We start from the raw sequence: 13,148 nt of genomic DNA, 5'->3' as shown, positions 1-13,148 counted from the left end.
TCAATTGGCTGACAACTGCTTATTTTCATTAGGAGTTTTTATTTTTTATAGCTGAATGAACTTTGTATCGAATTTAAGATAATTCTTAATTGCCAAGCGGAAAGATTAAAACGATATAAGTAGCCCACAAACAAAAACGCCCCGACCGAAGTCAGGGCGTTTTCATGTGCCGATAACGCTTAGCGCGGGAAAGCTGGCGGGTTTACACCGGCCATGTCTTCCATCACGCGAACCACCTGGCAGCTGTAACCGAACTCGTTGTCGTACCAAACGTACAGAACAACGCGGTTGTCCTGAGTGATGGTCGCTTCAGCGTCCACAACGCCTGCGTGGCGCGAGCCAACGAAGTCGGTGGAAACCACTTCCTGCGAATTGACGAAGTCGATTTGCTTATGCAGTTCGGAGTGCAGCGCCATGTAGCGCAGGTACTCGTTCATCTCTTCACGGGTGGCGGCTTTCTCAAGGTTCAGGTTGAGAATGGCCATCGACACGTTTGGCGTCGGAACGCGGATCGCGTTACCGGTCAGCTTGCCGGCCAGTTCAGGCAGGGCCTTGGCAGCAGCGGTGGCAGCACCGGTCTCGGTGATCACCATGTTCAACGCGGCGCTACGACCACGGCGATCGCCTTTGTGGAAGTTGTCGATCAGGTTCTGGTCGTTGGTGTACGAGTGAACGGTTTCAACGTGGCCGTTAACGATGCCGAACTTGTCGTTAACTGCTTTCAGCACCGGCACGATGGCGTTGGTGGTGCAGGAAGCGGCCGAAACGATCTTGTCGTCCGCGGTGATTTCACCGTGGTTGATGCCGTGAACGATGTTCTTCAGCTTGCCTTTGCCCGGCGCGGTCAGAACAACGCGATCGATACCCGGGCAGGCCAGGTGCTGGCCCAGGCCGTCGGCGTCACGCCATACACCGGTGTTGTCCACCAGCAGCGCGTCTTTGATGCCGTACTGGGTGTAATCCACTTCAGTCGGGTTCTTCGCGTAGATAACCTGGATCAGGTTACCGTTGGCGGTGATGGTGTTGTTTTCTTCGTCGATGGTGATGGTGCCGTTGAACGAACCATGTACCGAATCGCGGCGCAGCAGGCTGGCGCGCTTCATCAGGTCGTTTTCGGCGCCTTTGCGCACCACGATGGCACGCAGACGCAGACCGTCGCCACCACCGGTTTTTTCGATCAGGATACGTGCCAGCAGACGGCCGATACGACCGAAGCCGTACAGGACAACGTCGGTGCCTTTGCGCGCGGCAACGTTTTGCTGACCAACCACCTCAGCCATTTCTTCACGGACGAACTGCTCGGCAGTGCGGCCATTGCCTTCGGCGCGGAATTTGAACGCCAACTTGCCCAAGTCTACCGAAGCCGCGCCGAGTTTCAGCTCGCTCATGGCTTTAAGCAGTGGGAATGTTTCGTGGACGGAGAGTTCGCTATCGTCGGAAGAACGATGGCGAGCAAAGCGGTGAGCTTTGAGAATCGCGATGACAGACTGGTTGATCAGGCTGCGGCCATAGATCGAGCTCACCACGTTGTTATTGCGGTAGAGCTGACCGATAAGCGGAATCATCGCTTCTGCGAGTGCTTCACGGTCGATCCATTCACCAAGACACTGGTCGGGCTTCTGAGTCACGGGAACCTTCCACATGTAGGGGCAGAAAAAAGGGGCTACATTATGCCGCCGTGCGCCTCCCGTAGCAATGCGCGCTTGTCGTGCGATCCGTAACAAAATTCCGTTCAAAAAAATTACGCCTGGCCCAAGCCCAATAAAACCGCGGCTTCCAGCGCAGTCAATTTTTTGGAGACACCGCTGTCTTGTCCGTAACCCTCCGTAACACTCGCTGGTTTTGCCACTACATATTCGCCAGTTTTTGCTAAAAAACCGTGGTTTTTTGTCTTTACCACTACATTTCGCAAACCTGCGTAATAGACACAGTCTGCAACTGACAGGCGGCACTCTAGGCCGCTACAATTACCGACTTTGTCGCAACGCTTGGAGCTCAACCTTCCGTGCCCGTTCTGCGTCTACCGCTACTCCCTGCCGCGGCAGGTAAACAGCACTGGGGCAACCTGCCCGGTGCCGCCCTCAGCCTGGCCATCGCCGAGGCTGCCAGCGCTGCCAAGCGCTTTACCCTGCTGCTGACCGCCGACAGCCAAAGCGCCGAACGGCTGGAACAGGAGCTGAGCTTCTTCGCCCCGGATTTGCCGGTGCTGCATTTCCCGGACTGGGAAACCCTGCCGTACGATCTGTTTTCGCCGCACCAGGACATTATTTCCCAGCGCATCTCCGCCCTGTATCGGTTGCCGGAGCTCAGCCACGGCGTGCTGGTGGTGCCGATCACCACGGCACTGCATCGCCTGGCGCCGACCAAATTCCTGCTCGGCAGCAGCCTGGTGCTCGACGTCGGCCAGAAGCTCGACGTCGAGCACATGCGCACCCGCCTGGAAGCCACTGGCTATCGCTACGTCGATACCGTGTACGAGCACGGCGAATTCACCGTACGCGGTTCCTTGATCGACCTGTTCCCGATGGGCAGCAAGCTGCCTTACCGGATCGACCTGTTCGACGACGAAATCGAAACCCTGCGCACCTTCGACCCGGAAAACCAGCGCTCCATCGACAAGGTCGATTCGGTCAAGTTGCTGCCGGCCAAGGAATTCCCGCTGGAGAAAGAAGCCGTCACCCGCTTCAAGGCGCGTTTTCGCGAGCGCTTCGATGTCGACTTCCGTCGCTGCCCGATCTTCCAGGACCTGAACAGCGGAATTACCCCCGCTGGCATCGAGTACTACCTGCCGCTGTTCTTCGAAGAAACCTCGACGCTATTCGATTACCTGCCCCAGGACACCCAGGTGTTTTCCCTGCCGGGTATCGAACAGGCGGCGGAAAACTTCTGGAACGATGTGCGCAATCGCTATGAAGAACGGCGTGTCGATCCATCCCGTCCTTTATTGCCACCCGCCGAGTTGTTCCTGCCGGTAGAAGACTGTTTTGCGCGCCTGAAAAACTGGCCGCGGGTGGTTGCCAGTCAACAGGATGTGGAAACCGGCGTCGGTCGCGAGCGCTTCCCGGCGCGGGAGCTGCCGAACCTGGCCATCGAAGCCAAGGCTACCCAGCCGTTGGCCGCACTGGCCGGTTTCCTCGACGAGTTTCCCGGCCGCGTGCTGTTTACCGCCGAGTCCGCGGGCCGTCGTGAAGTACTGCTGGAATTGCTCGAACGCCTGAAGTTGCGACCGAAGACCGTCGACAGCTGGCCAGACTTCGTGAAGAGCAAGGAACGCCTGGCGATCACCATCGCCCCGCTCGACGAAGGCCTGGTGCTGGACGATCCGGCCCTGGCCCTGGTGGCTGAAAGCCCGTTATTCGGTCAGCGCGTGATGCAGCGCCGTCGCCGCGAAAAGCGCGCCGACGCCAACAACGATGCCGTGATCAAGAACCTCACCGAGCTGCGCGAAGGTGCGCCGGTGGTGCATATCGATCACGGCGTCGGTCGTTACCTCGGGCTGACGATTCTGGAAATCGACAGCCAGGCCGCCGAATTCCTGACCCTCGAATACGCGGAAAACGCCAAGCTTTATGTACCGGTCGCCAACCTGCATTTGATCGCCCGTTACACCGGCAGCGACGATGCCCTGGCCCCGCTGCACCGTCTCGGTTCCGAGACCTGGCAGAAAGCCAAACGCAAAGCTGCCGAACAGGTACGCGACGTGGCCGCCGAATTGCTCGACATCTATGCCCGTCGCGCCGCTCGCGAAGGTTATGCCTTCGCCGACCCGAAAGCCGATTACGCGACGTTCAGTGCTGGCTTCCCGTTTGAAGAAACCCCGGACCAGCAAACCACCATCGAAGCGGTGCGCGCCGACATGCTCGCCCCGAAACCGATGGATCGCCTGGTCTGCGGCGACGTGGGTTTCGGCAAGACCGAAGTGGCGATGCGCGCCGCGTTCATCGCGGTGCACGGCGGTCGTCAAGTGGCCATTCTGGTGCCGACTACCCTGCTCGCCCAGCAGCACTACAACAGTTTCCGCGACCGCTTCGCCGACTGGCCGGTGACCGTGGAAGTGATGAGCCGCTTCAAGTCGACCAAAGAAGTGAACGCCGCCGTCGCGGACCTTGCCGAGGGCAAGATCGACATCGTCATCGGCACGCACAAGTTGCTGCAGGACGACGTGAAAATCAAAAACCTCGGGCTGGTGATCATCGACGAAGAGCACCGTTTTGGTGTCCGTCAGAAGGAACAGCTCAAGGCCCTGCGCAGTGAAGTCGACATTCTCACCCTGACCGCCACGCCAATTCCGCGCACGTTGAACATGGCCGTGTCAGGTATGCGCGACCTGTCGATCATCGCCACACCGCCGGCTCGTCGCCTGTCGGTGCGGACCTTCGTCATGGAGCAGAACAAGAGCACGGTCAAAGAGGCCCTGCTCCGCGAGCTGCTGCGCGGCGGGCAGGTCTACTACCTTCATAACGATGTGAAGACCATCGAAAAGTGCGCCGCCGACCTCGCCGAACTGGTGCCGGAAGCACGGATCGGCATTGGCCACGGGCAGATGCGTGAACGCGATCTCGAACAGGTGATGAGCGACTTCTACCACAAGCGCTTCAACGTGCTGATCGCCTCGACCATCATCGAGACCGGCATCGACGTGCCGAGCGCCAACACCATCATCATCGAGCGTGCCGACAAGTTCGGCCTGGCGCAGCTGCACCAATTGCGTGGCCGCGTCGGCCGCAGTCACCACCAGGCTTATGCTTACTTGCTGACCCCACCGCGCCAGCAAATCACCACGGATGCGGAAAAACGTCTGGAAGCGATCGCCAACACCCAGGACCTTGGCGCAGGTTTCGTGCTCGCGACCAACGACCTGGAGATTCGCGGTGCCGGTGAATTGCTCGGCGATGGCCAGAGCGGACAAATCCAGGCGGTCGGTTTCACGCTGTACATGGAGATGCTCGAGCGCGCCGTGAAGTCGATCCGCAAGGGCGAACAACCGAACCTCGATCAACCGCTGGGTGGCGGGCCGGAAGTCAATTTGCGTGTGCCGGCCTTGATTCCCGAAGACTACCTGCCGGACGTGCACGCCCGACTGATTCTCTACAAACGCATCGCCTCGGCCACCGATGAGGAAGGCCTCAAGGACCTGCAAGTGGAGATGATCGACCGTTTCGGCCTGTTGCCGGAGCCGACCAAAAACCTGATGCGCATCACGGCGTTGAAATTGCAGGCCGAATTGCTGGGCATCAAGAAGGTCGATGGCGGTCCGCAAGGCGGCCGCATCGAGTTCGCGACGCAAACACCGGTCGACCCGCTGACGCTGATCAAACTGATCCAGAGCCAACCCAAACGCTACAAATTCGAAGGCGCCACGATGTTTAAATTCCAGGTGCCAATGGAGCGCCCGGAAGAGCGCTTTAATACTGTAGAGGCGCTGTTCGAGCGCCTCATTCCGAAAACTGCTTGAAGGACGCCGCATGCGCCTGTTTCGCTCACTGACCTTGTTGATAACGCTGGTCGCCCCATCGGTATTTGCCGATGACCTGTATCAGGTTGAAATGATTCTGGTCCGCCAAAACGCCGTCCCGGCCATCGTCACTCGTGCGGCGCCGGAAGACTGGGCCGCCGGTGCCCAGCGCATCAACCCCGACAGCCTGCGCACGCCAAGCCTCAACGGTGAAGTTGAAAAGCTCACCGCCAGCAATGACTACACGGTATTGCTGCACAAGACGTGGCAGCAGACCCTCGGTGAACAACCCGTCAAAGTCGCGATCAGCGACGGCAAAGAGCAATTCGGCCAGTTCCCGATCGAGGGCACGCTGAATCTGAAGCTGGGGCGTTTCACCGACGTCGACGCAGACTTCTGGGTCAACCAGATCAACACCGATGGCCTGGTGACCGCCAGTGAACGCCTGAAGACAGAAAGCCACACTAAAAACGGCCAGCTGAATTTCCTCGACGCCGGCCATCTCGGCATGCTGATCAAGATCACCTCGTTGACCGCCCCCGCTCCCCGGCCAGTCCCTGAAGAAATTCCGGACTGATAGAAGTCCTTATGCCCCCGACCCTGAGCAAACCTCTGGCGCCTTCCTGGGTCAGCCGATTCAAGGAACAGAGCCTGGAGCGCGGCCGGCGCTACGCGCTGGAAAACCGCGTCAGGATTGTCGAGGCCGGCGACGCCACCATCATCGCGGCCTGCGAAGGCTCTGGCGGTAACGTTTACCGTCAGACCATTCGCCTGCGTGAGTCAGCCAAAGCCACTTTGCTGATGGTCGACGCCACGTGCACGTGCCCGGTACACAGCAACTGCAAACATTGCGCCGCGGTGCTGCTGAAAGTTCAGGAAACCCTGGCCTATCCCGCTGCTGCCCAGGACGCCGATCTGCTGGAGAAACTGCAAGCCGTACTGGAAAACCGCAGCCCGAAAGCCCCGCCGCAAGTCATGGTGGATAACGTGCAGCCGGTGCCGCGCCTGTGGCTGGCGAGTATCGAGTTCAGCGCCTTTGAACCTCGCAATGGCAAGATGCAGCGCTACATCCAGCATCGCGCGGCGTTGTCTTTCAGTTATCTGGATGAATACGTTGCCGGGCAGAAGAACGCCGACATCCTGATTCGCCAGGAAACCCAGACGTTGCGGATAAAACGTCACCCGGACGTCGAACAGGCCTACAGGGAACAGTTAAGAATCCTCGGCTTCAAGGTCGCCACCCGGCAAAGCAAGGCCCTGCCCGAAAGCGCGGGCGAGCTGTTCGAGATGGTCAACGACAGCGCCTGGCTGACCTTCACGCTCAATGAGCTGCCAAAGCTGCGCACCCAGGGCTGGGAACTTCAGATCGACGAGGAATTCGGTTTCGACCTGACCGCCGTGGACGACTGGTACGCCACCGTCGAGCAGGCACCGGAGCGCGACTGGTTCGATCTGGAACTGGGCATCATCGTCAACGGTGAACGGCTGAGCCTGCTGCCGATCCTGTTGAACCTGATGCGCTCCCACACCGAAATCCTCAACCCGGAGCGCCTCGCCCGCCGTCGCGATGACGAGCTGATTCTGGTGAACATCCCCAATCGCCCGAACTCCGAGCACGGCCCGCTGCAAGTCGCCCTGCCCTTCGGCCGGCTGAAACCGGTGCTGGCGACCCTCGGCGAGTTCTACCTGCAAGAGCCCGGCGACACCACGCTGCGCCTGAGCAAGGCTGACGCGATACGGCTGAACCCGCTGGAAGGCATGCCGCTGCTCTGGGAAGGTGGCGAGCAGATCCGCACGTTTGCCCAGCGTTTGCGGGATATCAAGGACTTCACAGTGGCGGCGCCGGAAGGCTTGAACGCTACTTTGCGCCCGTATCAGCTGGAGGGCTTGAGCTGGATGCAGTCGCTGCGTCAGCTGGAAGTGGGTGGAATTCTTGCGGACGACATGGGGCTGGGTAAAACCCTTCAAACCCTGGCGCACGTGCTCAGCGAAAAAAATGCCGGGCGTCTCGATCGGCCGTGCATGGTGGTGATGCCCACCAGCCTGATCCCCAACTGGCTCGACGAAGCGGCGCACTTCACGCCGCAACTCAAAGTGCTGGCGCTGTACGGCGCCAGCCGCAAAAAACACTTCGAGCATCTGGCCGACTACGACCTGATCCTGACCACCTATGCGCTGCTGCCCAAGGACGTCGAACGCCTGGCCGCACAGCCACTGCACGTGCTGGTTCTGGATGAAGCCCAGTACATCAAGAACCCCAACAGCAAAGCCGCCCAAGCGGCTCGCGAGCTGAATGCGCGCCAACGTCTGTGCCTGAGCGGTACGCCTCTGGAAAACCACTTGGGCGAGTTGTGGTCGCTGTTTCACTTCCTGCTACCCGGCTGGCTCGGCGACGTGAAAAGCTTCAACCGCGATTACCGGGTGCCGATTGAAAAACGCGCCAGCGAAGTAAGGCTTCAGCACCTGAACGGTCGGATCAAACCGTTTCTGCTGCGCAGGACCAAAGAGCAAGTCGCAACGGAATTGCCGCCAAAGACTGAAATTATCCACTGGGTCGAACTCAACGAAGCCCAGCGTGACGTGTACGAAACCATGCGCCTGGCCATGGACAAGAAAGTCCGCGACGAAATCACCCGCAAAGGCGTGGCCCGCAGCCAGATCATCATTCTTGAGGCGCTGCTCAAGCTGCGTCAGGTGTGCTGCGATTTGCGTCTGGTCAACGAAGCGGTCCTGCCAACACGCGGCAGTACCTCGGGCAAGCTCGACAGCCTGATGGAAATGCTTGAAGAGTTGTTTGAGGAAGGTCGACGGATCCTGCTGTTTTCACAGTTCACTTCAATGCTCGCCTTAATTGAGGTCGAACTGAAGAAACGTGGCGTCGACTACGCGTTGTTGACCGGACAAACCCGCGATCGACGCGCGCCGGTGAAGGATTTCCAGAGCGGCAAGCGTCAGATTTTTCTGATCAGCTTGAAGGCTGGCGGTGTCGGCCTGAACCTGACCGAAGCGGACACGGTGATTCATTACGACCCGTGGTGGAACCCGGCCACGGAAAACCAGGCGACCGACCGCGCCTACCGCATCGGCCAGGAGAAACCGGTGTTCGTCTACAAGATGATTGCCAGGGGCACGGTGGAAGAGAAAATTCAGCACCTGCAAAAGGAAAAATCCGACCTGGCGGCGGGCGTGCTCGATGGTCGCAAGACTGGCGACTGGAAGTTGCAGAGTGATGATATTGAAGCGTTGTTTGCGCCGTTGCCGGACAAGCTGGAGAAGCGCTGAGATCTACTGCGACCTGTAGATCGCTATCGCGAGCAGGCTCGCTCCCGCCTTGATTTTGTGTTGCCTCGATGATGGAGGGTAAACACAGATCCAAGGTGGGAGCGAGCCTGCTCGCGATGGAGTCAACTCGGTATCGCGCCTGGCTCAGCCTTTCAATACCTGCACCAACGCAGACATGCCCCCCATCCCGCCCTTATTCGATCAGTTGAGCCTCTTTGAGCGCGCCAATGGCTGTCAGCCAACGCGGATCCTGGCGGTACTCGGTGCTGGCATACGATTGACCGCGCATCCGTGCAATGCGCTCGGACGGCTTGACCTTCAGGCGCTGGGCGGCGCTCAAGGCCAGTTCGGCAGCCGCACGATCGTTGCACACCAGGCCCATGTCGCAACCGGCCGTCAGCGCCGCTTCGATACGGCTGGCGGCATCGCCCACCACGTGGGCACCGGCCATGGACAGGTCGTCGCTGAAAATCACACCGTCGAATTGCAGCTCGCCGCGCAGGATGTCCTGCAACCAACGGCGCGAGAAACCGGCGGGTTGGGAATCGACCTGTGGATAAATGACGTGGGCCGGCATGACCGCAGCCAGCTGTTTGCTCAGTTTTGCGAAAGGCACCAGGTCGTTGGCGCGAATGTCTTCGAGACTGCGCTCGTCGTTCGGGATCGCCACGTGGGAATCCGCCTCGGCCCAGCCGTGACCGGGGAAATGCTTGCCGGTAGCAGCCATGCCAGCGCTGTTCATGCCGCGGATAAAGGCACCGGCGAGTAATGCTGCGCGCTCTGGATCACCTTCGAACGAACGCGTACCGACCACCGCGCTGCGCTGGTAATCCAGATCCAGCACAGGCGCGAAACTCAGGTCGAGACCCACAGCCAGCACCTCGGTTGCCATGATCCAGCCGCACTGCTCGGCCAGGTACTCGGCATTCGGGTTATCGGCGATGGCGCGCATAGCTGGCAGTCGCACGAAGCCCTGACGCAGGCGCTGTACGCGACCGCCCTCCTGGTCGACCGCCAACAGCAGATCAGGACGGATGGCGCGGATTGCAGCGCTCAGTTCACGCACCTGGCGCGGATGCTCGATGTTACGGGCAAAAATGATCAGGCCGCCCACTTCGGGCTGGCGCAACAATTGGCGATCTTCGGCCGTCAGCCAGGTACCGGCGACGTCCACCATCAACGAGCCTTGCAGGCCAGCAGTCATAGAGATTCCTTGATAACGATAAACCCGGCTCGCACGACTTCGCCGCCGCAGGCTGTGCCCTGCAGGCTGGAGATAACAATGGGAAGCGGGATCTGAAAGGGATTCGGCATGGGCGGCTAGCTTAGCGGATGTAAGCTGCCGCGCCCACCCGTATGGCTAAACCTTGGCGGCAACCGGGGCCGATTTGCTGCGCGGGCGCAATTGCGCGGTGGCCATGGCCGAATCGGTCACGCCGGTCTCGGCACGCATGCCGGCGGCCAGGAATGGCACCATCAACCGCATCACCTGCTCGATGGACGTGTTGACACCGAAATCGGTCTCGGCAATCGCGCGCAACGCCTTGATACCCGACATGCTGAACGCCGCGGCACCGAGCATGAAATGCACGCGCCAGAACAGTTCGATCGGGGGAATACGCGGTGCGGCTTCATTGACCAGCATCATGTAGCGGCGGAACACTTTGCCGTACATGTCTTCCAGATAACGACGCAAGTGACCCTGGCTCTGACTGAACGCCAGCCCCAGCAAACGCATGAAAATCGACAGATCGTTGCCGCTGCGTGGCTGAACCACCAGGGCTTGTTCGACGAGGATTTCCAGCAGCTCTTCAAGCGTCGGCTTGTTTTCTGGCTTGGCCTGGCGACGCTCCAGCTCTTTATCGAGGCTGAGGCAAAACGGCCCGAGAAAGCGCGAGAAGACCGCTTGGATCAGCGCCTTCTTTGAGCCGAAGTGATAATTCACCGCCGCCAAATTCACACCGGCCTTGCTGGTGATCAAACGCAATGAGGTTTCAGCGAAACCTTTTTCCGCGAACAACTGCTCGGCAGCATCAAGAATGCGTTCAACGGTTTCCGACTGGGCCATGGCTACTCCGCCTGACAAACACTTGTTTGAAACATACGTTTCAGCCTGTGCGTTGTCAAGCCTGGCAGTTCGTTTTGGGAATGGCCGGTCAGCTATTTAACCATACAACGACGAAGCGTAAATCAGCGGCCTGATCGACCGTCTGGCGGCCGCTAAAAAAAGGAGCATTGCCAAGACGCTTTCACTGTATATAATCCCAGTCACTGTATAAAAAGACAGAGCGATCAATATGCTAAAGCTGACGCCACGCCAAGCAGAGATTCTGGCCTTCATCAAACGCTGCCTCGAAGACAACGGCTACCCGCCGACCCGCGCGGAAATCGCTCAGGAACTGGGTTTCAAATCGCCAAACGCGGCGGAAGAACACCTCAAGGCGCTGGCCCGCAAAGGCGCAATCGAAATGACGCCTGGCGCTTCCCGTGGAATTCGCATTCCCGGCTTCGAAGCCAAGGCCGACGACTCCACGCTGCCGATCATTGGCCGAGTGGCCGCCGGTGCGCCGATCCTCGCCCAACAGCACATCGAAGAATCCTGCAACATCAACCCTGCCTTCTTCCATCCTCGGGCCGACTACCTGCTGCGCGTTCACGGCATGAGCATGAAGGACATCGGCATTTTCGACGGTGATCTGCTGGCGGTGCATACCACCCGCGAAGCCCGCAATGGCCAGATCGTGGTCGCACGGATCGGCGACGAAGTGACCGTCAAGCGCTTCAAGCGCGATGGCAGCAAAGTCTGGCTGATTGCCGAAAACCCTGAATTCGCCCCTATCGAAGTGAACCTGAAAGATCAGGAACTGGTGATCGAAGGCTTGAGTGTTGGCGTCATTCGCCGCTAAAGGAGGCTTTATGCAGTTCCCGCACACCCACCAGCAAACCCAGTTGCCGTTGTTCGAGGCGTTCATGGTGCAGCCATTGGCGCCGATCATGAAAGACGTGATCGAATCGCCCTGGATCGCCGAACCTGAAGTGTTCAGTGAATTGTCACTGCGCGGTGCGGCCGGGAACTGCCTGAACCTTCTGGCACCCATTCTCAGGGAACTGAGCCAGGATCAGGACGCGCGCTGGCTGACGCTGATCGCCCCGCCCGCCAGCCTGACTCAGGCCTGGTTGAGGGACGCCGGCCTTAACCGTGAACGCATTCTGTTGTTGCAACCACGCGGCACTCAAAGCGCCCAGCAATTGACTTGCGAAGCCTTGCGCCTGGGCCGCAGCCACACCGTCGTCAGCTGGCTCAACCCATTGAATGCGAACTCACGGCAACAGCTGATCAGCGCCGCCCGCACCGGGGACGCACAAAGCTTGAATATTCGATTGGGATAATGGCAACCATTGCGCGAAGGGAGCCGCGCAGGGCTTCTCCAAGGGCAGAGAAGCCAATCTGAAGCGATATCAGTAGAAAGCGACGAACGGGATCAATGGAGGACCCGAGAGCTCTCATCCGTATTGAAATCGCCTTCAACCAGACGTCCTGCCATCTGCACGCCGACGCTCAACATCGCTTTGGCGACTTCCACGTGCTGGCCTTGCAGGAACGCTTTGGCATCCTCGGAGAAATCCAAAGTAACCAGAGAACCCTCGTCCTCAGCTCTACGCAGCTCGATTCGGCCGTCTGGCAACTCGACAATTTCTAGAAAGGACGTTGGCATAAAGGTCTGTTCTCCACGAAAGGCGGGGATTATATAGGCATCGAGCAGGCTTCGCTCATGATCTTGACCAGCAGCACGTTTAATCGCACCGCTGGATCTGCCCTCATCAGCACTCGTTCAAACCTTCGCGAAACCGGATAGCCAGCCCTTTCAGGTTCTGACGCCAGCTCTCCAGCTCTTCCCGGCTCAACTCTTCCGACGCGTCCTCCTCATCCAGGTTAACGGCCAGAATCAGCGGCTGCGTCACGTCGCCCTTGGGCTTGTGTGGGGCACGAGGCGGCTGGAACAGCGCCGCGTGAGCCGCCAACAGCTTGGCCAGCCAGGTTTCCGGGTTGTGCGCCAACTCGACCATCTCGGCCATTTCAGGAATGGCGATGGTTTCCAGCATTTCGCGAGTCAGCAACAACTCCGCCCGAGGCGCATTGGCCTGAGGCAAGCGATAGAAGCCTGCAATTTCATGGCACAGCCCCAACAGCGCTCCGTACAGGTGGAACAATGCTGATTCGCGCCCGGCCTGAATAAGCGCCAGCGAATTCATCGCCCGCCCCTCTTCGGCTTTGGCGAGCGCTTCCAGCGACAGGCCGGCGAAATAAATCTTCTGGTTGGTACGGGTATAGAGTTCGTGGGCCATGACGGCAGCCTCCGCAACGAAATAATTGCTTCACGCAGGCTATGTAGGAGCGAGCTCGCTCGCG

The 13,148-nt window shown here is 59.3% G+C and carries 10 protein-coding genes; 5 read left to right on the top strand and 5 right to left on the bottom strand.

Features of this window, described 5'->3' with window-relative positions; translation table 11 throughout:
• Positions 1 to 179 precede the first annotated feature (179 nt).
• Complete coding sequence (locus EJA72_RS07995) at positions 180 to 1,643, bottom strand: glyceraldehyde-3-phosphate dehydrogenase (protein ID WP_157710950.1); 1,464 nt, start codon at positions 1,641 to 1,643, stop codon at positions 180 to 182.
• Positions 1,644 to 2,005: 362 nt separating this feature from the next.
• On the opposite strand from EJA72_RS07995, the gene mfd reads away from it, so the two are divergent.
• The 3 genes from mfd to EJA72_RS07980 are packed head-to-tail and all read left to right on the top strand — an operon-like array spanning position 2,006 to position 8,737.
• A complete protein-coding gene (gene mfd / locus EJA72_RS07990; RefSeq protein WP_178129164.1) occupies positions 2,006 to 5,455 on the top strand; it encodes a transcription-repair coupling factor in 3,450 nt (1,149 codons plus the stop codon).
• 10 nt (positions 5,456 to 5,465) lie between these two features.
• A complete protein-coding gene (locus tag EJA72_RS07985; protein WP_157710949.1) occupies positions 5,466 to 6,032 on the top strand; it encodes a CsiV family protein in 567 nt (188 codons plus the stop codon).
• Between the two features lie 11 nt (positions 6,033 to 6,043).
• A complete protein-coding gene (locus tag EJA72_RS07980; protein WP_157710948.1) occupies positions 6,044 to 8,737 on the top strand; it encodes a DEAD/DEAH box helicase in 2,694 nt (897 codons plus the stop codon).
• Between the two features lie 193 nt (positions 8,738 to 8,930).
• On the opposite strand, the gene nagZ is transcribed toward EJA72_RS07980, so the two are convergent.
• Complete coding sequence (gene nagZ, locus EJA72_RS07975) at positions 8,931 to 9,941, bottom strand: beta-N-acetylhexosaminidase (RefSeq protein WP_157710947.1); 1,011 nt, start codon at positions 9,939 to 9,941, stop codon at positions 8,931 to 8,933.
• A 156-nt stretch (positions 9,942 to 10,097) separates the two neighbouring features.
• The gene (locus tag EJA72_RS07970) at positions 10,098 to 10,805 is read right to left on the bottom strand and encodes a TetR/AcrR family transcriptional regulator (protein ID WP_090182102.1); all 708 of its coding nucleotides are present in this window, start codon (positions 10,803 to 10,805) and stop codon (positions 10,098 to 10,100) included.
• A gap of 229 nt (positions 10,806 to 11,034) precedes the next feature.
• Between EJA72_RS07970 and lexA the strand changes: the two genes are divergently transcribed.
• A complete protein-coding gene (gene lexA, locus EJA72_RS07965; protein WP_157710946.1) occupies positions 11,035 to 11,643 on the top strand; it encodes a transcriptional repressor LexA in 609 nt (202 codons plus the stop codon).
• A 10-nt stretch (positions 11,644 to 11,653) separates the two neighbouring features.
• Positions 11,654 to 12,127, top strand: a complete 474-nt coding sequence (sulA, locus tag EJA72_RS07960) for an SOS-induced cell division inhibitor SulA (protein ID WP_157710945.1) — start codon at positions 11,654 to 11,656, stop codon at positions 12,125 to 12,127.
• Between the two features lie 92 nt (positions 12,128 to 12,219).
• On the opposite strand, the gene EJA72_RS07955 is transcribed toward sulA, so the two are convergent.
• Both EJA72_RS07955 and EJA72_RS07950 read right to left on the bottom strand, forming a co-directional pair.
• Positions 12,220 to 12,453, bottom strand: a complete 234-nt coding sequence (locus tag EJA72_RS07955) for a hypothetical protein (protein ID WP_008028479.1) — start codon at positions 12,451 to 12,453, stop codon at positions 12,220 to 12,222.
• A 106-nt stretch (positions 12,454 to 12,559) separates the two neighbouring features.
• On the bottom strand, positions 12,560 to 13,084 hold the full coding sequence (locus EJA72_RS07950; protein ID WP_157710944.1) for a DUF6586 family protein: 525 nt from the start codon (positions 13,082 to 13,084) through the stop codon (positions 12,560 to 12,562).
• Between the last annotated feature and the right edge of the window lie 64 nt (positions 13,085 to 13,148).

It is taken from the genome of Pseudomonas sp. PB120, assembly GCF_009761815.1.
GTDB lineage: Bacteria > Pseudomonadota > Gammaproteobacteria > Pseudomonadales > Pseudomonadaceae > Aquipseudomonas.
The sequence above is the reverse complement of the archived record's forward strand: the minus strand, read 5'-3'. Positions and strand labels throughout refer to the sequence as shown.